This window comes from Bifidobacterium eulemuris (assembly GCF_014898155.1).
GTDB classification, from domain to species: Bacteria; Actinomycetota; Actinomycetes; order Actinomycetales; family Bifidobacteriaceae; genus Bifidobacterium; species Bifidobacterium eulemuris.
Genome location: NZ_CP062938.1, coordinates 2,216,130 through 2,240,771, shown reverse-complemented (window position 1 = coordinate 2,240,771; position 24,642 = coordinate 2,216,130). Strand labels below are relative to the sequence as shown.

Below are 24,642 nucleotides of genomic sequence, written 5' to 3'. Positions count from 1 at the left end.
CCTTTCAGCGGCCCAGCAGTTTGTGCGCGATCTTCTTCAGCGCATACGTCAGCGGCTTCACCGGCAGCACGAACTCGCCGGGCATCTCCTCCACGAAGCCGTTGAACCGTTGCTTGAACTCCAGCACGCCGAATCCCGGATTGTCTTCGGGAGTGAACAGACCGTTGATGCCGTACAGATTGTATCGGGGAATGCCGCGCTCCACGCATGTGAGCATCATCTCATGGTGCACCAATGCGGGAGCGTAGAACTTGTCGAAACGCTCGTCCGCGCCGCTGGTGGTGCACACGACTTCCCGCGGGTGATACAGGAACATCGAGGCGTCAAGCGGCACGATCGCGCCGTACTGCTCCAGCATGCGCTTCGCCTCATCGACACGTTTGGCCGCGGGTTCCATGTCCTTTTCGATTTTGCCGAGTTGGGCGGTCAGCTGCTTGGTTCGCTTCTCCGTCTTGGAACGGGTCAGTTCCGATTCCACGCGCTTTTGGTCGGCGGCCAGCTTGTCGAATTTGTCCTGCCAGGTTTTGAGGTATTCGTCGAAATGAATCTCCGCCACGCGATATTCGATATCATCCCCGTAGGCGTCGTACATCTCTTGGAAAAAACTCAACGGGCGATTCTGGAACCCCTGCTTTTCGCAGCTCAATTCGCAGAGTTGGTGGAAAAGCGCCAGTTCGTCGCGGTCCAGCCGGCGCGTGCGCACCCCGGACTCGCGCGCGATGCGCACGTTGCGACGACGATATTTCGCATACGTGCCCAACAGCTCGCTCTCATCGTGGATCTCGCTCAGATCCTTCACCCAGCGCCAACGCGGAACCGCGGTGTATCCGGTGGAGAAGCCACCGACATGCTCGAATCCCAGCGCTTTCAGATTCTCCACCATGGAGTCGTCGGGAGCGCCCTGAGGTTCCCCCTCCTGGGTGCGCCGGCAGTACACCGCTTCGGGAGTGATATCCAGCTGCGACGCCCCTCCTTCTTTGGCGCGGGAACGCAATCCCTCCACGAAGAAACCAAGCAACTGCGCATCGTCGAAATCACACAGCGGACCGTCGTGCATCAACGCGAACGTGGATCTGCCGGCTTTCACGATCTGCATAAGACCGGCGGCCTTCAGCTCGCCGTCTTCTCGCACACCCAGATATTCGACCGTTTTGCCCTGCGCCTCACGCATTCTCCCCATGGCCGAGGTCTGCTGAAAATTGCCCTGGGAATGGTGTTTGGCAAAGACGTCGAACTCATCCGCCGAAAGCACTACGAAACTGAATGAGCGCATAGTGATTAGGATTCCTTATCTATTCGGGATATCACGCTGATACTAGCATCACGTTCACACGAGCCAAACGACGCCCATGCGAACCGTCACGACTTCGCCATCAGACGGGCCCGGCTAACGCAGCAGGCGTTCGACGGCCGGCGCGAGGGCCCGCAAGGCCTTGCCGCGATGGGAGATGGCGTTCTTCTCGGCCGGGGTCATCTCGGCGGAGGTCAGTGCCGACCCGCCGGCGTGCTCCGGCTGGTCGTCCGGCACGAACAGCGGATCGTAGCCGAAGCCATGCTCGCCGCGGGGAGCGCGGATGATCACGCCCGGCATCTCACCGGTTTCCACGACCTCCTCGGCGATTCGGTACGGCGCGCCGTCGGGGTCGGCCACGTCGGCGAACGCGGATTCGCCCGCGGTCCCGTCGGACACGGCGGGAACCTGCGGCACCACCAGAGCGGCGGCGCAACGGAAACGCGCGGTGCGCCTGGCGTCCGGAATATCCTCGATCTGCGCGAGCAGCAGCGCGTTGTTCGCCGCGTCGTCACCATGCGCGCCGGCCCAGCGGGCGGAGAGGATGCCAGGGGCGCCACCCATCACATCCACGATCAGCCCGGAATCGTCGGCGATGGCGGGCAGTCCGGTGCGGCGGGCCACGTCGCGGGCCTTGAGCAGCGCGTTCTCCTGGAAAGTCACGCCGTCCTCCACCGGGTCGGGCAGGTCGAGGCTGCCGGCGGAGAGCAACTCCACCCGGGCCGCGTCCGCGCCCAACCGTTCCTCGAGAATACGGCGGATCTCGGCCAGCTTGCCTTCGTTATGCGTGGCGACGACCAGTTTCATACGTGATGCTCCTTGATTAAGACGTGCTATTGCGTCGTGATGTTGCGGCAACCGTCGGGCCGCGTGGTTTCAGTCCAGTGACAGGGCGGCGCGCTGGGCGGCCTGCAGTTCCTTGTTGCCCTTGGCCGCCAGGTCGAGCAACGCGTCCAGCTCCTTGCGCGTGAAGGGACGATGCTCGGCGGTGCCCTGCAATTCGACAAACTCGCCCGAACCGGTCATGGCCACGTTCATGTCGGTCATGGCCTGGCTGTCTTCGAGATACGGCAGGTCCAGCATCGGCGTGCCGTTGACCACGCCCACGGACACGGCGGAGATGCTGTCGCGCACCACCCGGTCCGCGGAACGGATGCAATGGTGCTTTTCGGCCCAACGCAGCGCGTCCACCATCGCCACATACGCGCCGGTCACGGAGGCCGTGCGCGTGCCGCCGTCGGCCTGCAGCACATCGCAGTCGAGCTGCACCTGATTCTCGCCCAGCGCCTTCATATCGACCACCCCGCGCAGGCAGCGGCCGATCAGACGGCTGATCTCATGCGTGCGGCCGCCGACCTTGCCGCGGATGGACTCGCGGTCGGTACGTTCGGCGGTGGCGCGCGGCAGCATCGAGTATTCGGCGGTGACCCACCCCAGTCCGGAATCCTTGCGCCAGCGCGGCACGCCGGTGGTGAACGTGGCCGTGCACATCACGCGTGTGCCGCCGCATTCGATCAGCACCGAACCCTCCGGAGCGTCGGTGAAGTGGCGGGTGATGCGCACCGGCCGCAGCTCGTCGACCTGGCGGCCGTCCGAGCGGATGACCTGCTGCTTGCCCAACATATCTTTGATTTCAACCATGATGCAACCTTTCCTTGAGCCGAGCGTAGCACCCGGCTTGGTGATTCCCGCTTGTCATCCATCCTCCGACGCGGGCCAGACGCGGCGGGAGTGATCCGCGCGGGCAAATCGCGCCGGCGCGGCGGAACGCGACTAGACTTGAAGAGTCGAACCGAAGTATGAGTCTATGAAAGAACAGGCCATGATGGATTACTCTGCGGCGCTGATGACCGATATGTACGAGTACACGATGCTGGACGCCACTTTGAAGGACGGCACGGCGAACCGCAAATGCGTGTTCGAGGTGTTCACCCGCCGTCTGCCCGAAGGCCGCCGCTACGGCGTGGTCGCCGGCACCGGCCGCATCCTCGACGCGCTGGAGGACTTCCATCTTGACGACGAGGATCTGAGATTCCTCTCCGACCGTGGCATCGTCAGCAAGGAGACCATCGCGTGGCTGGAGAACTTCCGCTTCACCGGCTCGATCAAAGGCTATCGCGAAGGCGAGATGTTCTTCCCGAACTCGCCGATTCTGCAGTTCGAGGGCACCTTCGGCGAATGCACGCTGCTGGAGACGCTGGTGCTGTCGGTGCTGAACTATGATTCCGCCGTCGCCTCCGCCGCCTCGCGTATGACCAGCGCGGCGAAGAACCGCCCCTGCATGGATATGGGCGGCCGCCGCACCAACGAATGGGCGGCCGTGGCCGCCTCGCGAGCCGCCGTGGTGGGAGGATTCCAAGGCACCGCGAATCTGCTCGCCGCCAAAATGTATGGACTGAAGGCCATCGGCACGGCCGCGCACTGCTTCACGCTGGTGCATGACAGCGAACGGGACGCGTTCGAGTCGCAGATCGCGGCGTTGGGCAAGAACACCACGCTGCTGGTCGACACCTACAACATCGAGGAGGCCGTGAAAACCGCGGTCGAGGTGGCGGGCCCCGAACTCGGCGGCGTGCGCATCGATTCGGGTGATCTGGCGGCGTTGGCGCAGCGCGTGCGCAACCAGCTCGACGCGCTGGGAGCCACGAACACGAAGATCACCGTCACCAACGATTTGGACGAATACGCGCTGGCCGCGTTGCAGACCGCGCCGGTCGACTCCTACGGCGTGGGCACGATGCTGGTGACCGGATCGGGCGCGCCGACCTGCGCCATGGTGTATAAGCTCACCGAGCGCGAAGGCGTGGACGGTGTGATGCAGCCGGTGATGAAGAAGTCCAAGGACAAGGCCACCGTTCCGGGACGCAAGCTCGCCTACCGCTCGTACGAGTACAATCTGGCCGATTGCGAACACGTCATCTCCGGAAGCGAGGAGAAACTCGCTGCGTACACGCCCGACCCCGAATGGAAGGATCTGCTCGTCGACTTCGTGGATCACGGCGAGATCGACCCGCAGTGGCGCGGACACGACGCGATCATGAACGCGCACGACCACCACGCGAAGGCGCTGGCCGAACTGCCGATCACCGCCCAGTCGCTGATGCGCGGCGAGCCGGTGATTCCTACCGAGACTACGGTTCTATAACCTATTCGTCATCCCGAGCGGAGTCGAGGGATCTCTCATGCCTGACGACATCAGAGATCCCTCGACTCCGCTGCGCTCCGCTCGGGATGACGTGAGGTAACACGCTCCGCTCGGGATGACGGGTGACAACCACCGAGAAGACGGATGACGCGAACGAAGGAAATTAGCGCATCATCTCGTCGTAGATGCGCTTGCAGTCGGGACACACCGGATACTGGGAGGGGTCGCGCTTGGGCACCCATACCTTGCCGCACAGGGCGACCACGGGGCGGCCGGTCAGACGCGATTCGTTGATGCGGTCCTTGGACACGTAATGCGCGAAACGATCGGCCTCGCCGCCATCGTCGCGCTTCGTCTCCTCCTGCGTTTCGGGGCGTTCCAGCACCGCCGTTCCCGTGCTCTGATCCGGATTGGACAGCGGCGACACCGGGTCTTCAAGATCGAACATGCTCGTCATGGCGTTCCTCCACATCATTTCGTCGGCCGCGTGGGACCTCGGCGATTCCGCCGGCCGTCGCGGCCTGTCGTCCACCATCATAGACATGACGCGGTACTCTTGGACTCATGACTATCGCAGTGTGCCCAGGCTCGTACGATCCTCTGACGTCCGGCCATTTGGATGTGATTGAACGCAGCGCGCGCTTCTTCGACGAAGTGCATGTTGTGGTGGCGGTGAACGCCGCCAAAACGCCGATCTTCCCGGCGGCGACCCGCGTCGACGTGATCCGCCGCGCGCTGGCGGACGCCGGCTGCACGAACGTCACCGTCTCCTCCACCGACGGGCTGATCATCGACTACTGCGCCAAGGTCGGCGCCACGGTGATCGTCAAAGGCCTACGCCAGAACGGCGACTATGAGGCCGAGTTGGGCATGGCTTTGGTGAACCGCAAGCTCGCCAATGTGGAGACCCTGTTTCTGCCGGCGGATCCGGTGCTCGAGCATATCTCCAGCTCCGTCGTCAAGGACGTGGCGCGCCACGGCGGCGACGTGACCGGCATGGTGCCGGACTGCGTGGTTCCTATGCTCGCCCAAGCCCTCGCCCAAGAACGCCAGACAAAGGAGTGACCATGACGAACGATACCTCCAATCCCTCAGACGGCCGCCCGACCGGATACGTGGATCTGACTGGCGCGCGCGACACCGACCTGTTCCCGCCGCTGGCGCAGGACGATACGGAGGCGTCCGACCCGCCGACGCCGTCCGCCCTGTTCTCCGCGGGCGCGATGCCGGACATGCGCGAGGGACTTTCCGCCGACGATGCCGAAGGTCAAAGCCACGCCGAATTCACCACCGTCTACGACATCATCGATGATCTGGACAGAACCCTGGACGAGGCCAAAGGCGGTCTGTTCACGCCCAATCAGGTGAAGGTGGACCGCGACGTGTTCACCGACCGGCTGACCGAGCTCAAGAAGATGCTGCCTGTGCAGCTCGAACGCGCCTCCGCGCTGATGCGGGAGGCGGAGCGCCGGCTCGAATCGGCGCAAACCCAGGCCAACGCCATCATCGCCTCGGCGCAAAGCCGCGCCTCCGACATGGTCAGGGAGGCCAACGAGCAGGCGCAGTTCCTCGCCGGGCAGGAGAACGTCACCGAAATCGCACGGCAGAAGGCGCGCGCGATCCTCGACCAGGCACAGGCCAAATCCGACCACCTGACCCAAGGGGCGGACCAGTACTGCTCCACGATGATGGAGGGATTGCAGCAGCAGCTGAACAAGCTCAGCCAGGACGTGCAGGCGGGCATCAACGTGCTGAACGAACGCCAGCGCGCCGCCGCAAGCCGTTTGCCGTCGCTGGACGAGGACGACCAACCGCAGGCGTAAAGACCCGCCATCCAGTCGGCGTCGTCCGAAACGCCGCTATGATGGCGTCTCTTGGACGTTTCCGGCGCGCCCGCGCGGAAACGACGTACAAGACGTACATGACACCACCGGAAGGAAAGCAGAAGTATGGCACGAGTTGAGGATTCCCCATGGGCGATTTCCGTGGCGCAGGTCGCCACGCGGGCAGGCCAGTCGAAGCCGGTGGATGCGGATTTCCCCGCGCCCGAGGGCATCGGCGACGCCATCGTCGGAGTCGCGCCCGGCGCGCCGATCCATGTGAGCGGATCGTTCGATTCGATTGTGGACGGCCTGATTTTCTCCGGTCGTCTCAGCGCTCCGGTCAGCACGGAATGCACGCGTTGCCTCACCCCCATCGAACGCGATTGGCCGGTGGACGTGACCGTGTTCTTCCCTTACGCGAAGGCCGAGTCCAAGCGTGACGCGCGGTCGGGCAAGAAAGCCAGGCGTGAGACGGAGGTGGACATCGTCGCGGGCGAGGACGAGTCTGAGGACACCTATCCGCTGCTGATGGACGGCGCGTTCGCCGACATCGAGGCGATGCTGCGCGACTCGCTGGTCGAGGCGCTGCCTCTGCAGCCGCTGTGCCGCGAGGATTGCCGCGGCCTGTGCTCGCAGTGCGGGGAGAATCTCAACGAGCATCCCGATCACCGCCACGACGTGACCGACATCCGTCTCGCGGGACTGGCGGCGCTCAAAGCCCAGCTGGAAGCCGAAGCCGACGAGTGACGGCGGTCCGCGCGTGCCGAACGCGAATCAACTCGGCAGGACCGGCATGAGCGCGTCCAAGCAAGCCCCGCGCATGTCGAAATGGACTTTGTACGAGCATTGCGCTAACATACTGAACGCTTAAGCTCAATCGTTCGAACGAAACAGAGGATACTGAAATGGCACTGCCTAAGTACAAGACCTCGCGCGCCAATACGCACTCGCGTCGCGCGAACTGGAAGGCCACCGCTACCGCTACCGTGAGCTGCCCGAACTGCGGCGCTCCGGCCCTGCCGCACATGGCCTGCCCGAGCTGCGGCTCCTTCCGCGGCCGCGTCTACCGCGAAGCCATCCAGCCGGCCCACACCAAGTGATTTCGGCTGCATAACGGCATAGAAGGCCCTGCCATCGACGGGTGGCGGGGCCTTCTGCATAATCCCTCCCCGCCGGCGGCGTCGTGGATTTCGCACTTTGACGGACCTTGTGCGAAATCCGCGACGTTTGTCGGCCATGCAACGTCGTGGATTTCGCACACCATCCGTCGAAGTGCGAAATCCACGACGTCCCCCACCCTGGCGAAGAGACGAGAAGCACATGAAGAACCAAAACACGCACACATCCGCACACGACGTGTCCGGTGCGCACGACGCGACCGCGCCCCGCACCCGCGTCTCACGCGCCTCGCAGTCGGACCAGATGGCCGGCGCGGAATTGTTGGAGGCGCTGGGCACCACCATCAGTCCGGACCTGCTGGTGCAGGCGCTCACCCACAGCTCCTTCTCGCACGAGCATCCCGGCGTGCCCGACTACGAGCGTCTGGAATTCCTCGGCGACGCGGTGCTCGAACTCGTCGCCACCGAAACGCTGTTCGCCCGGCACCCAGACAAGTCCGAAGGCGAGCTGGCGAAGATGCGCGCGCGGGCCGTGTCGGAGGACGCGCTCAGCGCCATCGCCAAGAAAAAGCTACATGTGGGGCCGTATATTCTGCTCGGCCATGGCGAGTCCGATCAGGGCGGTGCCGAGAAGAACTCGATTCTGTGCGACATCGTGGAGTCGCTGATCGGCGCGACCTTCCTGGAACACGGCATCGACGAGGCGCGGGCCGTGGTGCATCGTCTGATCGACGAGACGCTGGACGAGGTGGCCACCGAGGGTCCGGCGCTCGATTGGAAGACCTCGCTCACCGTCAAGGCGCATAAGCTCGGCAAAGGCGAGCCCGTCTACCATATGGAGGTCTCCGGCCCCGAATACGCGCAGGTGTTCACCGCCCGCGTGAGTTTGGGCGAGGACGGGACCGTCATCGGCGAAGGCCGCGGCTCCAGCAAACGCAAGGCCCAGCTGGCCGCCGCCGAAGCGGGATGGAAGGCCCTGGGCTAAGGGACAGCCAGACTTCACCATTCGGGCGGAGCGCCGCGCCGCGTGATATCCGCCGGTACCATAGACTGGAGAGACAACCGTATTGGATTCGCGCACGCGCCACAAGCGCCGCGCCGAACCGCCGACGCCGCCGGAGGGCTTTGCACCGAAAAGCCCGGCCTAAGGCGAGAAGTTCATCGAAGTGTGAGAGGAACCATGGCATTACCTACGCCGCTTCAGGCATTCAGCAGCGTGCCCAAAACACCTGCGGGCAACGATAAGCAGACCATCGTCAACGGTGAGAAGATGACCGGCGCGCAGGCGCTGGTACGGTCCCTGGAGGAGCTGGGCGTCAAGGATGTGTTCGGCCTGCCCGGCGGCGCCATCCTGCCGGTGTACGACGAGATCAAGGACAGCACGAAGTTCCGTTTCGTGCTGGTGCGTCACGAGCAGGCGGCCGGCCACGCGGCCGAGGGCTACGCGATCTCCACCGGCCGTGTGGGCGTGTGCCTCGTCACCTCCGGCCCGGGTGCCACGAACGTGGTCACCGCCATCGCCGACGCGAATATGGATTCCGTGCCGATGGTCGTCATCACCGGCCAGGTGGGTGTGGGCGCGATCGGCACCGACGCCTTCCAGGAGGCCGATATCGTCGGCATCACCTACCCGGTGGTCAAGCATTCGTATCTGGTCACGCGCGCGCAGGACATCCCCCGCGTGCTCACCGAGGCCTTCCACATCGCCGCCACCGGCCGCCCCGGCCCCGTGGTGGTCGATCTGACCAAAACCGCGCAGACCGGCGACATGTACTTCTCATGGCCGCAGCGCATGATCCTGCCCGGATACAATCCCACCACGAAGGCGCACGGCCGCGTGCTCGCCGACGCGGCGAAGATGTTCTCGCAGTCGTACCGCCCGGTGCTGTATGTGGGCGGCGGAGCGGTGCGTTCCGGTGCCCAGGCGGAGATCGCCGAGCTCGCGCGCGTCACCGGCGCGCCCGTGGTCACCACGTTGCAGGCCCGCGGCATCATGCCGGACTCCGATCCCGCCAACCTCGGCATGCTGGGCATGCACGGCGCGGTGGCGGCGACCGGTGCGGCCCAGCGATCCGACCTACTGGTGGCGATTGGCGCGCGGTTCGACGACCGCGTCACCGGCGATCTGGCGTCGTTCGCACCCACGGCACGCGTCATCCACATCGATATCGACCCGGCCGAAATCGGCAAGAACCGCGTGGCCGACGTGCCGATCGTGGGCGATGTGGCCTGCGTGCTCAAGGATCTCATCCCCGAGATCGAGCGCGCCCAGGCGATCCACGGCAAGCCGGACCTGACCCACTGGTGGGCTTCGCTCAACAAGCTGCGCGAGGACTACCCCATCGACTACGACCAGCCCGAGGACCAGCCGACCGACGGATCGCTTGCGCCGCAGTGGGTGGTCAGGCAGCTCTCCGACATGGCCGATCCCGAAACGATCTGGGTGGCCGGCGTGGGCCAGCATCAGATGTGGGCCTCGCAGCTGGTGGACTTCACACGGCCGCGCTCGTGGATCTCCTCCGGCGGTCTGGGCACGATGGGCTACGGTCTGCCCGCGGCCATCGGCGCCTCGCTCGGCTCGCAGCGCGACTTCGAGGGACGCAAGCCGGTGTGGCTGATCGACGGCGACGGATCGTTCCAGATGAGCTCCGAAGAGCTGGCGACCGCGTTCCTCGACGGCGCGCCCGTGAAAATCGCCATCCTCAACAATTCCGTGTACGGCATGGTGCGCCAGTGGCAGACCCTGTTCTACAACAAGCATTACTCGGCCACGATGCTGCGCGACGGCGAGGCCACGAAAGACACCGCTCCCGAGGATTTCGTCGACGTGCCCGATTTCGTCAAGCTCGCCGAGGCGTACGGTTGCGTGGGATTGCGCGCCTTCACCGAAGAGCAGGCGATCGAGGCGATCAAGCGCGCCAACGAGATCAACGACCGTCCGGTGCTGATCGACTTCCGCGTATGGAAGGACGCGATGGTGTGGCCGATGGTCGCCGCCGGCGCGCCCAACGACGAAGTCACCTACCGTCCCGGAACCAAGCCGCTGCGTCGCGCCTCCTCCCAGGGCGCGGATGACGCGGCCCAGGTGTCCGGCGCCGCCTCGGTGTGAGATCCAGCGTGTAAGGAGAAACGATATGGCCAACTATCCCGCATCCCAACCCGGCTCCCAGCGCCACACCCTGTCGGTGCTGGTGGAGAACCGTCCCGGCGTGCTCGCCCGTGTGGCGGGTCTGTTCGCGCGCCGTGCGTTCAACATCAACTCGCTGTCCGTCTCCCCCACCGAGCGTCCGGACATCTCCCGCATCACCGTGACCGCCGATGTGGACACCGTGCCGCTGGAGCAGATCATCAAGCAGCTCAACAAGCTGCTGCATGTGCTCAAAATCGTCGAACTGGACGCCGCCACCACCGTGGACCGCGAGCTGGTGCTCATCAAGGTCGCGGCGGACGAGTCGAACCGTTCGGACGTGCTGGAGATCGTGCGTCTGTTCCGCGTGAACGTGGTCGATGTGCATCCCGAGTCACTGACCATCGAGGCGACTGGCGCGGAGGGCAAAATCGACGCGCTGCTGGGACTGTTGGAGCATTACGGCGTAATTGAGCTGGTGCGTTCCGGCTCCGTGGCCGTCACGCGCGGCCCGCGGGCGCTGAGCGAGAAGGTGCTGGGGTCGGAGATCACGGGACGATAAGCCCAGTGGGCTTATCGTGAAACAAAACGCACGGACGGGCGGACATAGCCTCCGCGTGCGACCCTCACCACCACCCCAAATGAACATAGTAATGGCGGATTTCCTTGGAAATCCGCCATTTTACATTTCACTCACCGAACATCACCCGTGCGATTCATGTAAGAAAAAGTCACACGACCGCACGAGATACGCGCCTCCGTGCGAACTCATCCAATCAGCCGCTCAATGGTCCGACGCGTCTCCTCGTCCGCATCCTCCTTACGGCCGCCCGCACGCAAGCGGTCGATCTCACGCAACACCAGCAGATTCGTCTCGCGGTCGATCGTCAGCTGCGACGAAATAACCCAAGCGAGCACCATGGCGATGGCGAACCATCCAAGCAGCACCGCGCCCAAACCATCGCGCGCCATTTCGGACTGCGTATCCAGCGTGGAGTCGAACCCCACCCAGCCGAGTATCGCCCCCACCGCGATCACCACAATACCGGAGCCCAACTGGCGCAGGCAGGATTGGATGCCGGAGAAGGTGGCGGAACGGTAGCGTCCGGTGACCAACTGGTCGATATCCGCGATGAACGGGAACACCGACCAGGGCAGATATCCGCAGAGCGATTTGAACACGAAGAACACCACCACACCGGCCACCGCGAACACCGTCCACGCCGTGGAGGGCAGCACGTCCACCAACCGCCAGGCCGCGAACATCCAACCCACCCCCGCAAGACACCCGATGAAATTCACCGCATACAGGCGACGGGGCCCGATGGCGGAAAGCAGCCAGCCGAACAGAGGCATCAGCGGCAGCGAGATCACGCCGCATCCCAGCAGCAGCGAGGCGAAGGCGGCGGTGCGGTTCCAATCGTAGATCACGAAGAACACGAAGGTCTGCCCGAACACATCCATCGCCAGCTGCACCAGCAGGTAGATGGACAGGTGCCGGCGGAATTCGGCGATGCGCAACGTCGAGGCATACTCCCCCAACACTTTGCCCAAGCGTCGCAGCCAGCCAAGCAACCCCACGCGACGGCGCGGGACCTCGCCGCGCGCCCACGCTCCGAAGCCCGCCTCCTCCGGCGTCATCTCCCAAGTGGCACGCCAGCACAGGAACAGGGACAGCGAGAACCAGACGGTAAAGCCGATGGCGAAGATCATATAGCCGACCGGGCGCCACTCGCCGAACACCGCCAACGTCGCGCTGCCGGCCAATGGAATCAGCGTGCCGGTTCCGGTGGCGATGAACAGACGCGTGGTCGACAGCTTCGTGCGTTCGTCAAAATCCTGCGCCATCTCGCCGGGAAGCGGGTTGTAGCAGGCCTGGAACGCCTGCGGAAGCATTGTCCACAGCGCGTATGCCACCGCATACACGCCGACCGGCAGTCCCGGAATCCACAGGAACACGCCGATCAGCACCAATGGCGAAAGCAGGGCGAGCAGGAAGCGGCGGCGGCCGAAGCGCAGGCCGATCGGAAAACGGTAGAGATTGTCGTCGAGCACGCCGAACACCAGCGCCGCGAACGCGCTGACGATGGCGCACGCGCCGATGATGCCCTGGGCCGTGGTGATCGACATGCCGCCGAATCGGTTCCAGAACAGCGCCAGATAGGTGGTGCCCAGCGCGAGCTGTCCGCCTCCGAAACAGTCGCCGATGCCGAAACCGATGGCTTCGCGCAGGGTGATGCGCCGTTTGTCGGATGCGGCGACCGCCTCGCGCAGGGCCTCGCTTTCGCCGGCGGACCGCTGGCCTGGCATGGGATCGACCGGCGGATTGACGGGGTCGGCTGTGGGATCGACCGTCGGGTCGTCGGACTCGACCGCGGAATCAGACACGGCCCGCCCGTCGAACTCATTCACGGGACCAGGCACGACCCGCCCGTCGGACTCGACCGCGGGACCAGGCAAGGGACGCCGCCCCATACATGCGCCCGCCGCCTCAGCCGCGCCGCCGTCCGCGGGTTCGCCACCGCTTTCACTCACGCGCCCAACCCCGCTTTCGATTGTGCTTCCGGTCATGCTTCCGCTTGCATAAGGTTCGCGCTCACAGCGTAATAACCGTGAACGACCATGCGGGAGCCTCGTACGTGCCGCCCGCCAAATCGATCCGCACGGACTGCGGCGCGTACGGCGCCTCCTGCCCCACACGCCCGGCGTATTCGTCGTCACCGGCAAGCACGACGGCCTTCGCGTGCGCACGCCGTTCGGGCGCAAGTCCCAGCCCATCGCACACCTGCGTCAGATCCACCTGAACCGACTCGGGCATCGCGTTGACCACACGCACATACGTCATGCCAGCGGCCGTATCCTGCGCGACGGTGACGGTGCGGCGCGGCTCGGCCGGATCCTCGCGCCCGTCCGCGATCAGCTCGCCGTCGATGAACAGACGCATACGAGCGCCGCGGTCGGCGACTTCGACGCGCACGTCCCACGTGGTGCCGGGGCGCACGGCGTCCATCGACACCTCCGTGCCGGCGAGCGCGTACCCGCTGCCGTCGCGCACCACCTGCACGCTGTGCCCGCGCCCGAGCGAGACGATGTTGTGGTTGGGGCCGTTCACGTCGCCCATCGCGAACTGCACGCCCCACATGCCTTCCCAATACGTGACCCGCGCGCGCAGCGTGTAGCTTTCGCCGCTTGCCGCCAGCGTGGTGTCGACGGGGCCGTTGCCCAGGTAGTGGACGTCGGGCAGGGCGATGGTTTCGCCGTCCGCCGTTTCGATGCTGAGATCGCGGATGTCGGCGTGCGCGCCGCCGAGGATGCGCAGGCCGATGTTCTCCGGCAGTTCGCGGGTCAGCGTGGCGGGCCCGTCGAGCGCCACCGGATAGGCGACGTCGCAGGTGGTGGTGGCGAACATCCGCTGCACCCAATAGCTGATGGTGCGGTAGACGCGCTCGTTGTCGAAGTAGATGAGGTCGGGATTCCAGCTTTCGTGGCCGTTTTTGGCGAACAGCGGCGCGTAGGAGGCCATCGACACCACGTCGCCGTTGAGTTCCATATGGCTCATGAACGCGGCTTCCGACAGGCCGTTGATGAGCTGGGTGCCCCATGAGCCGTATTCGCCGAGGTACACCTTCGGGCCGCCGCGGTCGGCGTCGTCGTAGTGGTGCAGATTGTGGAACCACCAGCTCGGCGACTGGTAGGAGTGTTCGTCGACGACCGGGATGCCGGCCTCGCGCGCGTAGGCCCAGCCGAGTTCGTAATCCTGCCCTTCAGGAGCGGGACCGACGGTGCCGACCACGACGATTTCGGGGTACGCGGCCTTCACCGCGTCGAAGATGCGCTGGAAGCGGTCTTTGAACACGGGGTCGATGAGGTCCTCGTTGCCGATGCCCAGATATTCCAGCCCGAAGGGTTCGGGATGGCCGAGTTCGGCGCGGCGCGCGCCCCATGGGGTGTCGGCGTCGCCGTTGCAGAATTCGACCAGCGCGAGCACCTCGTCGATGTAGGTGGGCATGTCGCGTTCGGCGATGGGCACGGGGCCTTGGCTGGTGTTCTGGCAGCTGACGGCCGCGGGCAGCACGGGCAGGGGTTTCGCGCCGATCGCCTCGCACAGGCACAGGTATTCGTAGTAGCCTATGCGGAAGCTCTGGTGGTAGCCCCACGTGTTGAAGTTGTGCGGGCGATGCTCAACGGCGCCGATGGTGCGGTCCCAGTGGTACATGTTCTCCATGCCCAGGCCGTGGGTGATGCAGCCGCCGGGGAAGCGCATGAACCGCGGCTTGAGTTCGGCGAGCGCCTGGACCAGATCGGGGCGCATGTGGGCCGTCAGGCCTTGGGTTGTGGCGGCCGGTTCCAGCGAGATGAAGTCGAGGTCGAGTTCGCCCGGTTGGGTGAAAGTGAAGCGCAGCATGCCCTGGCGCGCGACGGTCGGCGGGTTGGCCGGGCCGACCGGATTGACCGGATTGGTCAGGTTGGACGAGTAGGCCGGGGCGGCTGGATTGGCTGGATTGGCCGGGTCGTCCGGAGCGTTCGGCTTGCCCGAAGGCGCGTCCTGCGCGGAATCGTCCGCGGCACTGGCGCAAGCGTATGATTCGCGGGCGATGCCGTCGGTTCCGCCGCGCGTTTCGCCGTCGTCATCGGCCGCATCGTACGATGCGGTTCCGTCGGCCGCGACGGTGAGGTCGACGGCGAGCTGGCACCACTGCCGCGTTTCGGCCGTAACCCGCGACCGGGCCAACGTTTCGCCCCAGTCGCCGATCAGGGCGATGTCGATGGGCATCGCGTCGGTTCCGCCGCGCGTGCGAGCCCACAGAGAGCATCGGTAGGTTTCGCCGGCGCGGAAGACCATGCCGTCGAAGCCGACGTTCTCCAGCGAGGCCGGGGCGTCGCGCACCTCGACCACGGCGTAGCGCGGGTTCTCGTTTGCCACCGGATCGTCGACGCCGACGCCGAACGCGGCGAAGGATCCTTCCGGCACGATTTTGCGCCAGGCGGTGTAGCTGCTCCAGTCGCGGCTGTCGGCGCGGTTGTATTCGAAGGCGCCGTTCTGCACGAGTTCGCTGGCCAGGCCGCCGTCGGCGGAATGGCTGATGTCCTCGAAGAAGATGCCCCACAGGTCGGTGCTGATTTTCCGTACGCCCGCCTTGTCGAGGGCGGCGGTGAGTCGTTCGTTTGTCATGATGTTCCTTTTTTGGGTTGTGGGATTCCTTGACTCCGCTGCGCTGCGCTCGGAATGACGGAAGCGAAGAGCCGTCACGCCGAATGACACGGCACCTGTCCGCGTCATGCCGAGCGAAACGACGCACGCCCACGCTGTACCGAGCGCCGGCGCGGCCGCCCTTGATTGCGATGGATGCTCAGCGACGGTCGAGCGCGATCCACAGCGCGCCGTGGGAGGGGATCGTGCCGGCGACCACCCGGTCCGCCCCTTCGCCTTCGATGCGCACGTCGGCCGGAGCCGCGCCGTCGGCCACGCCGGCGAACAGATCGGTGAGGGTCCACGGATCGTCGCGTCCGTCGATGCCGACGATGGATTGCAGTTCGATGTTGCCGCCGAGCTCGTAGTCGTCGTCACCGGTCCAGAACAGGGCCGCGTACCGGCCGTTCGGATGGGCGGATGGCGTGCCGTCGGCCCAGTCGGCGGCGTCGGCGGCCCAGACGATGAGTTCGCCGCGATAGCTGTTCTCGTCGTCCCAGCGGGCGAAGATGCGTTCGCGCACGGTTTCGTGGTTGTCGGCCGAGCCCGCGGTCACCTCGCGCAGGGCCGGGTTGGCGAGCAGGGCGATGGTTTCGGGCGTGCTGGTGGGCAGGTCGCCGCCCACCATCAGCGGCGAGCGTCCCATGCACCATAGGGCGAGCAGGGTGCGGCGCTCGTCCGGGGTCAGACGGCAGTCGCGGTCGTCCCCGCGTTCGGCGCGCAGGCCGATATGTCCCAAAGGCAGCATGTCGGCGTCGGCCCAGTGGCCGGCGGTCTGGAACGGGGCCCAACGGGCGAGGCGAGCGAACTGTTGGAGGATATCCTCCCAACGGTCCCACAGGTCGTCGGAGATGCGCCACATCTGGGCGTTCTCGCGCAGGAAGTCGACGTAGCCGGTGCTCACCCAGCCGCCGGGCGAGAGCGAAAGGCTGATGGCGCGGCCGTGCGCGGCCTCGGCTTTGGCGATGGCGCGCCGGTAGGCGGCGATCTCCTCGGAATGGAACGGGGTCTGCATGTCGTCGACTTTGAGGAACTCGAGCCCCCATTCGGCGAATTGGTCGATCTGCGCGTCATACCAAGCCTGCGCGCCGGGGTGGGATTGGTTGAGCCCGTAGTTGTCGGGGTTCCATTTGCACACGTGGTCGAGGTCGGCCACGTCGCGCGCGGTGTATGCGGTGCCTTTGACGGGCAGGTCGCGTTCGACGGCGAGGCGTGGGATGCCGCGCATCATATGCGCGCCGAATTTCAGTCCCAGCGCGTGCACGGCGTCGGCGATCGGCTTGAAGCCCGCGCCGTTCGCCGCGCTCGGGAAACGCTCCGGGTCGGGCAGCTGACGGCCGTATTCGTCGAGCACCAGCGGCGCGTTCTCGTTGTAGCCGTGCGCGCGGGCGGTCGGATCGTACCAGTCGATGTCCACGACCAGCGTGTCCCATCCGGCGGCGAGCAGATGCTCGGCCATGAAACGCGCGTTGGCGAGCAGCTCCTGCTCGTTCAGCGTGGTGCCGTATGAATCCCAGCTGTTCCAGCCCATCGGTGGGCGACTTGCCTTGAGATGCCCGCTCATATCGATTCCTTTCCGTCCTTCGCCGCACGCCGGCCGCGTCGCGAGGCCGCCGATGTCGGGCGGCGGCCGTCCGGCCCGTTCCGATCCGTGTGGAATGGCCCCACACAAATATGTACCGTTACATATTCTAAAGCAACATCATCACTTCGCAAACGGAATCCGCCTATCGGAGAGTTGCCTGTTATTTCGCTGAATTACAATGATTTTACCTCAGTTTGCATTTTGTTCAGCAAGACAATATCGTTAAATAAACCTATCCATATCATGCGGACATATCGCGGTCCGGAGCCGGCAGTCAGGCGCACCCGACAAGAAGACGCACAGCTGAAGGTCGTGATATGCGTACGATATGCGGTATCGGCCGTCAGACGCACCCAAGGAGGAGTCATGGGCACAGGCAGCACCCCGACATTACGCGATGTGGCGCGAGCGGCGGGAGTGTCCCCCATGACCGCGTCGAACGCGCTGCACGGCAAGCCCGGCGTCAAGGAGTCCACGCGGCTCAAGGTGGTCGCGGCCGCGAAAAAACTCGACTACCGCATCAATCTCACCGCGAGCATGCTCAAATCCGGCCGCAGCAACATCATCCACATCGTCGTGAACGAATACGACTCGCCTTTCTATTCCAAACTCGTGCAGTCGCTCAGCGCGCACACCACCGCGCGCGGACTCACCCCCTTCCTCGAACAGACGCGATATTCGCCGGACGCGGCCAAACAGGCGCTGCAATCCTCCCCCTTCTCCGACCAACTCTTCGACGGGGAGATCCTGCATGCCTCCGGACTGAACCCGGACGCCCCAATCGACAGCATGACCCACGGTCGCCCCTTCGTGCTGATCGACTCATGTGAAATCCAGCCCACCACCGACCAGGTGAACTTCCCCAACGAGGAGGGGGCGCGCGCCGCCGTGCGCCATCTGATCGACCGCGGATGCCAACGCGTCGCGCTCGTCGGCGAAACCTACATGGAGCGCGGCGAACTCGCGCAGGCGCAAAGTTCCGGAGCCTTGCGTCTGCGCGGCGCCAGCGGCGCGCTGCTCGACGCCGGACTGCCCTACGACGAGCCCACGGTCTTCCACGCCTACGGGATCGACGACGGCATCGCCGCCGGAGAGCGCATCGCACGTCATATTCTGGCGGCCTACGGCACGACATCGGAGACCGCGAACCAAGACCCCCGCCCCGCGCGGATCGGCAACCAGACAACCACCGGAACGCATGTGTACGACCGCGGGGGCCACCCACAATCCGTGCAGATCGGCAACCAGACAGCGGCGGGTGCTGGTCAGTCCGCCGCTGCGCAGACCGACCGACGCACCACGGCGAACGCGAGGCAAACCACCACCGCACAGAATGACCCGCACACCGCGGAACGGACGAACGTTGCCGAGGAGACCGCGCCGATTCCGTTCGATGGGGTGTTCTGCGCGAACGACTGCGTCGCCTTCGCGGTGATCCGCGGCCTGAACAATCTCGGACTCGACGTGCCGCGCGATGTGAAGGTGATCGGCTTCGACGGGGCCAGCGCCGGCGCATACGCGACCCCCAGCCTGAGCACCATCCAAGTCGACCTCGACCAACTCTCCCGCTTCGCGCTCGACCTGCTCGTCCGACGCATCGAACGCCGGGCCAGCGGCGAAACGGACGAACCTCCCGCGCAGCTCACCATCGGATATCGGCTCGTCGAGCGCGAGTCCACAAGCCTGTTATCGCACGACGGAGGCCGGCGCTCCCACGCGTGCGACCCATCCATCAACCTCAAATGAACATACGAATGGCGGACTTCCTTGGAAATCCGCCATTATGTCATCCACGCAACGCACACGGGCTGTGCGATTCATGTAAGGAAAAGTCGCACGAGCGATACCGCGCAACCGCTCCGTGCGACCTCACTCAAACAGATAATCAACCAACTCGCGCATGCGGGTCAGATGCGTCTCATCCTCCACATTGGAGATGACCAGATAGGCGTCGTCGGGCGCGCCGTCCAGCGACGTCCACGTGGCCGACTTGCTCAGGTCGAGCGCGAACGCCTGCGACGCGTCGGTCACCGGCTCGCCGTCGACATCGACCAGGGCGTCGGCCACCGCCTCCAGCTGCGAGGACTCGAGCTTCTCCGACAGAGACGAGGCGTATCCACGCGTCTCCACCAATGTCAACGTCTCTTCGGTGGTGATCAGCACATTGATGTCCCCCGCGCTGATACGGGTGAGCAGACCGGCGGAATCGTCGGTGTAGATGTTTCCGTCCTCGGTGATGTCGTAGGAACCGTCGAACTGCGCGATCCGCTCGTCCTCGATGCCCGCGCGCTCGATGAAGCCGGTTTTCAGCTCCGACATCGGCTGCGCGTAGGACTCGCCGGCGTTGAGCCGCACGACCGTGAGCTCCGCATCGGGCCCACGCGTCACCATGGTGACGACAAGCGCCACGACAAACGCCACGACCACCAACACCAGTCCCGTCTCCACCAGGAAATTCTGGCGGAAGAAGGGCCAACGGTCCTTAGGCGGAAGCTCACGCAGCGTTTTCCATTTCGACTGCTTCGCGTATTTGTTCTCCGAGGCGAGAGCGGCGATGGCGTCCTGCTGCTCCTGCGTGAACACCACCCCACCTTTATGGTTGCTGTCGTCTGCCGTCACACGGACCTCCTTATATGCTCGCGCTGACAGTGTACATCGTCCGCACCATCGCTGGCTGGGAGCGGGTCGCACGAATGCCTTGGTCTCGTGCGTTCGTGCGACCCTCCCGTCGGCCCCAAACGCACACAAAAAAGGCGAATTTCCTTGGAAATCCGCCCTTTTGCTTCTTACGGAACGCACACGACCTGTGCGATTCATGTAAGGAAAAGTCGCACGGGACCGGGTTGGGGCAGGGTCTGTGCGAAGTCCGTGCGCTTCTCTCGCCCGATGGCCCCAGTCGCCGCCCAGCCGACGGCCGCGCCGGACTCAGAAGGTCAACGACCGCACATATGACCCCACGGCCGGACGCACCTGCTCCAGCGTGCCGTCGGTGTTGTGGGTCAGGGGAGCGAACACCACCTCACGATGGCATCCGTCGCCGCCCGACCAACGCCCGCCAGGATGGTAGGCGAATCGATGGTAGGCGATGATCCATTCGTCGGTGCCAGGGATGTTCACGATATTGTGGTGTCCGGTACCATACAAGTGATGCTCGGGGTCCTGCTCCAGCAGTGTGCGCGGCTCGCTCCACGGCCCATGCAGGGAATCCGACATCGCGTATTTGACGCAGTATTCCGGATCGCGCGTGTCGTTTTCGCTCCACGAAGCGTAGTACGTGCCGTTACGGCGGTGAATCCAGATGGCCTCGCGAAAATCGCCGGGAATCCACGACCAGGCCCGCGTCTCATCGAACGACAGGCAATCGTCGGAGAATGGGGCCATCCACGCCCGGCCGTTACCCCAGAGGAAGTACCGACTGCCATCGTCATCGACGAACGCGCCGGGATCAATGGTATGGCAGTCGAATGTGCCCTTACGCACCAGCGGCTGCGGCTGGGGGACGAACGGGCCGTACGGGGTGTCCGTCACGGCCGCGCCGATCTGTCCGCCCGCGACAAACAGGAACACATACTTGCCTTGGGATGATCGCACGACGGACGGTGCCCACGCGCCGTTCTCGCCGTCCCACCATGGCACGTCGCGCAGGTCGAGCGCCGGATAGCGCTCCCAAGTGGCCAGATCGTCGGAGACGTACACGCTAAACGCGGTGGTCCCCCAATCGTCGACGCCGTCGTCGGTGCAGTAGAGGAAATAGCGTCCATCGAAAATCGCGAGATTCGGATCCGCGCAGTAGCGATGCAACGGATTGGTCGGCAACGTCGCGTCGTTCACGCGGTGCGGAAGCAGCTCACGCTCCGCGACGCGCACGACGGAAGGTTCAAAAGCGTTGGTCATTGTAATGCCTTTCTCATGCCCGCACCCGCGGGCGTAGCTTGTTATCAGGTCGCAGGCGGAGCGAAAGGAGAACATGCTCCGCCGCGGCCTCGACCATGGGAGGACTGGCGTTCCATGCCAGCCATCAGCCCGACAAGACCGGAGACGATCCGCTTCTGGCAGAAACCGCGCCGAGGACGGCCTTCATCGTCTTCGTGATCCTCATGACTCCTCCTTTATCGAGGCCGCTATGCCCCTGTGGTCGTTTCATGGCTGCATCGCCATGTATTTCCCGCTGAATTCTTGTTTTGACACGATTCAACAGGTGGTGGACACCGTTATACACCATTGAATTGAATCGTGTCAAATCATCGGGGTACACTAGACCCAGGAAAGGGATATTCCCAGCGAAGCCCAATAGCAACGCAACTATTGCAATATCCAAGGAGCGCAGCATGGTCACGATGAGCGATGTCGCCAAGGCGGCAGGCGTGTCGCGCGCCACCGCATCCTACGCACTGCGCGGCGACCCACGCATCGCCCCCGCAACCACGGACCGCGTGCTTCAAGCGGCGCGCGCGTTGCAATACACCACCAATCTCTCCGCCCGATCACTGCGCTCAGGGCGCAGCGGGCTTATCGGCGTGGCGATTTTCGAACTCGACTTCCCATACCCCTCCGAAATGAGCGCCGCCATCTCCCGCGAGGTCGCCCGCCACGGGCTCGAAGCCATCGTCCAGGAGACCTCCAATTCCAAAGAAAGCGAAATCGCGATTCTGCAGAAGGTGACGAGCCAACTGTGCGACGGCACGATTTTCAGCCCCGGTAAGGTTTCCGACGAAGAGATTCGCGACCTGTCCGGAGGTAAACCGGTAGTGTTGCTCGACGACATCTCCCCCGACCCGGTGTTCGATTCGGTGGCCACCCCTTGCGAATCCGGTTCCGAAGCCGCCATCCGCCATCTGATCGAAGTCGGATGCCGACGCATTCTGGTCGTCGGCGCCTCTTACGACATGCTGGCCGAGGATCGCGCCGCCATGTCTGTTTCTGGACGCCGCCTTATCGGATGTCTCAACGCGTTCGAGAACTTGGGAATCACTCCGGACCCCACGCAATTCCTCCGCCCTGAACAATGGCAGAACGGCGCGGCACGCAAACTCGCCCATAACGTCGTCGACGCGGGCACACCCTTTGACGGAGTGTTCTGCATGACCGATTCGATCGCACTTGGATTCATCCGCGGCTTGGCGGACAGGGGCATCCACGTGCCGCAGGATGCCGCCGTCATCGGATTCGACGGCATCAACGAATGCGACTACTACATCCCCTCGCTCTCCACCATCGCCACCGACATGGAGGATCTGGCGCGCAAAGCGGTGGGACTGCTGCTCGACCGCATCGACGGCGGGGACGCCCCCACCCGCACGCTTACCGCCGACTATAGGCTGGTCGCCCGCGAGTCGACCCGACGGTAGAGGCGGGTCGCACGGATACGGGCGGCCGCCATGCCCGTGCGACCCTGTTTCGACCGCCAAACGCACACGGAAGGGCGGATTTCCTTGGAAATCAGCCCTTCCTCCCGTTTTGAATCACACACGACCTGTGCGATTCATGTAAGAAAAAGTCGCACGGGACCGAGATGGGGCGAGGTCCGTGCGAAGCCCCCTACGCACCACGCCCGACGCCGGCCGTGATCATCGCATACTGCGACTCATACAGCCGCCAATACGCGCCACGCTCGTCCAATAGCGTCTTATGCGCGCCATGCTCGACGATCTGCCCGTGGTCGATGTAGAAAATCTCGTCCGCGTTCTCAATGGTCGACAACCGGTGCGCGATGATGAAGCTCGTGCGCCCCTTCAGCAGCGCGGCGAGCCCGGCCTGCAGCGCCTCCTCGGTGCGCGTGTCGATATTCGACGTCGCCTCGTCGAGGATCAGAATCCGCGGGTCGGCGAGCAGCACGCGAGCGAAGGCGATGAGCTGTCGTTGCCCGGCGGAGAGCGTCGAGCCCCGCTCCTCCACCACGGTGTCGTAGCCGTCGGGCAGCTCCATGATGAACTCGTGCGCGTGCACGGCCCGGGCCGCAGCCTCGATCTGATCGTCGGTGGCATCGAGCTTGCCGTAGCGGATGTTCTCGCGCACATCGCCCGAGAAGATGAACGTGTCCTGCAGCATCACGCCCATCTGCCGGCGCAGCGATTCAAGCGTCACGTCGCGCACGTCGTAGCCGTCGATCGTCACCGACCCCTCCGACACGTCGTAGAAGCGCGACAGCAGCGAGATGATCGTCGTCTTGCCCGCGCCCGTCGGCCCCACCAGCGCGACCGTACGCCCCGGCGAGACATGGAAGTCCACCAGATTGAGGATGTTGCGGCCGCCCTCCTCGTAACGGAACACCACATCGTTGAAGTCGACCGCGCCGCGCACCTGCGGCAGGTCGGCGGCCCCCGGCTTGTTCTCGATCTCGGGCACCACGTCCAGCGTCTCGAAGATGCGCTCCAGATAGGCGGAGCAGGTGATGAGCTGGTTGTAGAAGTTGCCGATGTTGATGACCGGGTTCCAGAAGTTGTTCGCGTAGCCAACGAACGCGATGAGCACGCCCGTGGTCACGTCCACGCCGGCGAATCCCGTGATGCCCACGAAATAGATCAGCGCGATCGTCATCACGGAGATGGTCTGCACGCCCGGCCACATAAGGAACTGGATGTGCACGGCCTTCATCCACGCGGTACGCACCTCGCTTTGCTGCTGCTGGAAGGTGTCGAACTGCGCGCGCTCCTGCGCGAAGGTCTGCGTGGTTTTCACGCCGGCGATCGACTCATGGATGTACGCGTTGAGATTCGACTGCTTGTTCGACAGCCGCTGGTAGGCGCGCCGCTGGAAATACTGCAGCACGCGCACCCAGATGATGAGCGCGGGGAACAGCACCAGGCTCCACAACGCGAGCCGCCAGTCGACCGCGAACATGATCACCAGCGTGAGCAGGAAGGTGAACACGTCGGAGATCACGTTGATCAGACCGGACGAAAGCGTGTCGGACAGCGTGTTCACATAGTTGACCACGCGGATCAGGATCTTGCCGTGCGGACGCGAGTCGAAGTAGCTGAACGGCAGCGTCTGGATATGCGTGAAGATGTCGCGTCGCATGTCCTTGAGCATCATCTGCCCCACGCGCGTGATCTCCACCGTGCGGTAGCGCAGGCACAGCTCGTAGACCACGATCAGCACGGCGAGCAGACCGGCGAGCAGACCCAGCAGTCCCAGGTCCTCGTTCGGAATCGCCTCGTCGATCATGATTTTGGTCAGGTAGGGCACGGTGACCAGAATGCCGCTCATCGACACGACGACGATGAGGATGCGGGCCACGCGGCCAAGATACGGTTTGAGATACCCGCCGACGCGCAGGATGTCGTGCAGGTTGATCTGCTCCTCGAGTTCCTCGTCCTCACGGAATGTGTTGCGTTGCGCCATGGAAGTGCGTCCTCCTCT

20 protein-coding genes are annotated in these 24,642 nt (G+C 64.5%); 10 read left to right on the top strand and 10 right to left on the bottom strand.

What is annotated here, in order from left to right:
• Positions 1 to 4: 4 nt before the first annotated feature.
• From BE0216_RS09315 to rph, 3 genes are all read right to left on the bottom strand, one after another.
• Entirely contained in the window at positions 5 to 1,273 is a 1,269-nt protein-coding gene (locus tag BE0216_RS09315; protein ID WP_094637243.1) for an aminoacyltransferase, read from the bottom strand.
• 114 nt (positions 1,274 to 1,387) lie between these two features.
• Entirely contained in the window at positions 1,388 to 2,098 is a 711-nt protein-coding gene (locus BE0216_RS09310; RefSeq protein WP_094637242.1) for a non-canonical purine NTP pyrophosphatase, read from the bottom strand.
• Positions 2,099 to 2,167: 69 nt separating this feature from the next.
• A complete protein-coding gene (gene rph / locus BE0216_RS09305; RefSeq protein WP_094637241.1) occupies positions 2,168 to 2,932 on the bottom strand; it encodes a ribonuclease PH in 765 nt (254 codons plus the stop codon).
• A gap of 166 nt (positions 2,933 to 3,098) precedes the next feature.
• Between rph and BE0216_RS09300 the strand changes: the two genes are divergently transcribed.
• Positions 3,099 to 4,436 (top strand): nicotinate phosphoribosyltransferase, encoded by a 1,338-nt coding sequence (locus tag BE0216_RS09300; RefSeq protein WP_264299047.1) that lies wholly within the window; start codon positions 3,099 to 3,101, stop codon positions 4,434 to 4,436.
• A gap of 163 nt (positions 4,437 to 4,599) precedes the next feature.
• Here BE0216_RS09300 and BE0216_RS09295 read toward each other — a convergent pair whose 3' ends face one another.
• A complete protein-coding gene (locus BE0216_RS09295; RefSeq protein ID WP_169714283.1) occupies positions 4,600 to 4,893 on the bottom strand; it encodes a DUF3039 domain-containing protein in 294 nt (97 codons plus the stop codon).
• Positions 4,894 to 5,000: 107 nt separating this feature from the next.
• Between BE0216_RS09295 and coaD the strand changes: the two genes are divergently transcribed.
• From coaD to ilvN, 7 genes are all read left to right on the top strand, one after another.
• Positions 5,001 to 5,501, top strand: coding sequence for a pantetheine-phosphate adenylyltransferase (gene coaD, locus BE0216_RS09290; protein ID WP_094637239.1), 501 nt, complete (start codon positions 5,001 to 5,003; stop codon positions 5,499 to 5,501).
• Between the two features lie 2 nt (positions 5,502 to 5,503).
• Positions 5,504 to 6,259 carry an ATP synthase subunit B family protein gene (locus tag BE0216_RS09285; protein ID WP_226805763.1) on the top strand — a complete coding sequence of 252 codons (756 nt, stop codon included), beginning with the start codon at positions 5,504 to 5,506 and terminating at the stop codon, positions 6,257 to 6,259.
• Between the two features lie 126 nt (positions 6,260 to 6,385).
• Positions 6,386 to 7,006: a YceD family protein gene (locus tag BE0216_RS09280; RefSeq protein ID WP_094637238.1), complete on the top strand. Its 621-nt coding sequence runs from the start codon at positions 6,386 to 6,388 to the stop codon at positions 7,004 to 7,006.
• A 158-nt stretch (positions 7,007 to 7,164) separates the two neighbouring features.
• Positions 7,165 to 7,359: a 50S ribosomal protein L32 gene (rpmF, locus tag BE0216_RS09275; protein ID WP_094637237.1), complete on the top strand. Its 195-nt coding sequence runs from the start codon at positions 7,165 to 7,167 to the stop codon at positions 7,357 to 7,359.
• A 322-nt stretch (positions 7,360 to 7,681) separates the two neighbouring features.
• Positions 7,682 to 8,362: a ribonuclease III gene (gene rnc / locus BE0216_RS09270; protein ID WP_226805825.1), complete on the top strand. Its 681-nt coding sequence runs from the start codon at positions 7,682 to 7,684 to the stop codon at positions 8,360 to 8,362.
• 195 nt (positions 8,363 to 8,557) lie between these two features.
• On the top strand, positions 8,558 to 10,486 hold the full coding sequence (locus BE0216_RS09265; RefSeq protein ID WP_094637235.1) for an acetolactate synthase large subunit: 1,929 nt from the start codon (positions 8,558 to 8,560) through the stop codon (positions 10,484 to 10,486).
• A gap of 25 nt (positions 10,487 to 10,511) precedes the next feature.
• Positions 10,512 to 11,066 (top strand): acetolactate synthase small subunit, encoded by a 555-nt coding sequence (ilvN, locus tag BE0216_RS09260; protein ID WP_072723426.1) that lies wholly within the window; start codon positions 10,512 to 10,514, stop codon positions 11,064 to 11,066.
• Between the two features lie 206 nt (positions 11,067 to 11,272).
• On the opposite strand, the gene BE0216_RS09250 is transcribed toward ilvN, so the two are convergent.
• From BE0216_RS09250 to BE0216_RS09240, 3 genes are all read right to left on the bottom strand, one after another.
• Positions 11,273 to 13,075, bottom strand: coding sequence for an MFS transporter (locus BE0216_RS09250; protein ID WP_226805762.1), 1,803 nt, complete (start codon positions 13,073 to 13,075; stop codon positions 11,273 to 11,275).
• A 25-nt stretch (positions 13,076 to 13,100) separates the two neighbouring features.
• On the bottom strand, positions 13,101 to 15,677 hold the full coding sequence (locus BE0216_RS09245; protein ID WP_226805761.1) for an alpha-L-arabinofuranosidase C-terminal domain-containing protein: 2,577 nt from the start codon (positions 15,675 to 15,677) through the stop codon (positions 13,101 to 13,103).
• 178 nt (positions 15,678 to 15,855) lie between these two features.
• Complete coding sequence (locus tag BE0216_RS09240) at positions 15,856 to 17,226, bottom strand: glycoside hydrolase family 27 protein (protein WP_094637234.1); 1,371 nt, start codon at positions 17,224 to 17,226, stop codon at positions 15,856 to 15,858.
• A gap of 420 nt (positions 17,227 to 17,646) precedes the next feature.
• Here BE0216_RS09240 and BE0216_RS12015 point away from each other — a divergent pair, with 420 nt between their 5' ends.
• Entirely contained in the window at positions 17,647 to 19,026 is a 1,380-nt protein-coding gene (locus BE0216_RS12015; protein WP_226805759.1) for a LacI family DNA-binding transcriptional regulator, read from the top strand.
• A 123-nt stretch (positions 19,027 to 19,149) separates the two neighbouring features.
• Here the strand turns inward: BE0216_RS12015 and BE0216_RS09230 are convergent, their stop codons facing one another.
• The gene (locus tag BE0216_RS09230; RefSeq protein ID WP_094637233.1) at positions 19,150 to 19,899 is read right to left on the bottom strand and encodes a hypothetical protein; all 750 of its coding nucleotides are present in this window, start codon (positions 19,897 to 19,899) and stop codon (positions 19,150 to 19,152) included.
• A 306-nt stretch (positions 19,900 to 20,205) separates the two neighbouring features.
• Positions 20,206 to 21,174: a family 43 glycosylhydrolase gene (locus tag BE0216_RS09225; protein ID WP_094637232.1), complete on the bottom strand. Its 969-nt coding sequence runs from the start codon at positions 21,172 to 21,174 to the stop codon at positions 20,206 to 20,208.
• A gap of 434 nt (positions 21,175 to 21,608) precedes the next feature.
• Here BE0216_RS09225 and BE0216_RS09220 point away from each other — a divergent pair, with 434 nt between their 5' ends.
• Positions 21,609 to 22,628, top strand: a complete 1,020-nt coding sequence (locus BE0216_RS09220) for a LacI family DNA-binding transcriptional regulator (protein ID WP_094637231.1) — start codon at positions 21,609 to 21,611, stop codon at positions 22,626 to 22,628.
• Between the two features lie 190 nt (positions 22,629 to 22,818).
• Here BE0216_RS09220 and BE0216_RS09215 read toward each other — a convergent pair whose 3' ends face one another.
• Entirely contained in the window at positions 22,819 to 24,624 is a 1,806-nt protein-coding gene (locus tag BE0216_RS09215) for an ABC transporter ATP-binding protein (protein ID WP_094637230.1), read from the bottom strand.
• Positions 24,625 to 24,642: the final 18 nt, after the last annotated feature.

Coding starts and splice junctions, on each gene's coding strand:
- BE0216_RS09295 (WP_169714283.1), bottom strand. CDS start 4,893: ATGACGAGCATGTTCGATCTTGAAGACCCGGTGTCGCCGCTGTCCAAT.
- rnc (WP_226805825.1), top strand. CDS start 7,682: ATGGCCGGCGCGGAATTGTTGGAGGCGCTGGGCACCACCATCAGTCCG.
- BE0216_RS09250 (WP_226805762.1), bottom strand. CDS start 13,075: ATGACCGGAAGCACAATCGAAAGCGGGGTTGGGCGCGTGAGTGAAAGC.
- BE0216_RS09310 (WP_094637242.1), bottom strand. CDS start 2,098: ATGAAACTGGTCGTCGCCACGCATAACGAAGGCAAGCTGGCCGAGATC.
- BE0216_RS09285 (WP_226805763.1), top strand. CDS start 5,504: ATGACGAACGATACCTCCAATCCCTCAGACGGCCGCCCGACCGGATAC.
- rpmF (WP_094637237.1), top strand. CDS start 7,165: ATGGCACTGCCTAAGTACAAGACCTCGCGCGCCAATACGCACTCGCGT.
- ilvN (WP_072723426.1), top strand. CDS start 10,512: ATGGCCAACTATCCCGCATCCCAACCCGGCTCCCAGCGCCACACCCTG.
- BE0216_RS09240 (WP_094637234.1), bottom strand. CDS start 17,226: ATGGGCTGGAACAGCTGGGATTCATACGGCACCACGCTGAACGAGCAG.
- BE0216_RS09280 (WP_094637238.1), top strand. CDS start 6,386: ATGGCACGAGTTGAGGATTCCCCATGGGCGATTTCCGTGGCGCAGGTC.
- coaD (WP_094637239.1), top strand. CDS start 5,001: ATGACTATCGCAGTGTGCCCAGGCTCGTACGATCCTCTGACGTCCGGC.
- BE0216_RS09225 (WP_094637232.1), bottom strand. CDS start 21,174: ATGACCAACGCTTTTGAACCTTCCGTCGTGCGCGTCGCGGAGCGTGAG.
- rph (WP_094637241.1), bottom strand. CDS start 2,932: ATGGTTGAAATCAAAGATATGTTGGGCAAGCAGCAGGTCATCCGCTCG.
- BE0216_RS09215 (WP_094637230.1), bottom strand. CDS start 24,624: ATGGCGCAACGCAACACATTCCGTGAGGACGAGGAACTCGAGGAGCAG.
- BE0216_RS12015 (WP_226805759.1), top strand. CDS start 17,647: ATGGGCACAGGCAGCACCCCGACATTACGCGATGTGGCGCGAGCGGCG.
- BE0216_RS09300 (WP_264299047.1), top strand. CDS start 3,099: ATGAAAGAACAGGCCATGATGGATTACTCTGCGGCGCTGATGACCGAT.
- BE0216_RS09245 (WP_226805761.1), bottom strand. CDS start 15,677: ATGACAAACGAACGACTCACCGCCGCCCTCGACAAGGCGGGCGTACGG.
- BE0216_RS09265 (WP_094637235.1), top strand. CDS start 8,558: ATGGCATTACCTACGCCGCTTCAGGCATTCAGCAGCGTGCCCAAAACA.
- BE0216_RS09315 (WP_094637243.1), bottom strand. CDS start 1,273: ATGCGCTCATTCAGTTTCGTAGTGCTTTCGGCGGATGAGTTCGACGTC.
- BE0216_RS09220 (WP_094637231.1), top strand. CDS start 21,609: ATGGTCACGATGAGCGATGTCGCCAAGGCGGCAGGCGTGTCGCGCGCC.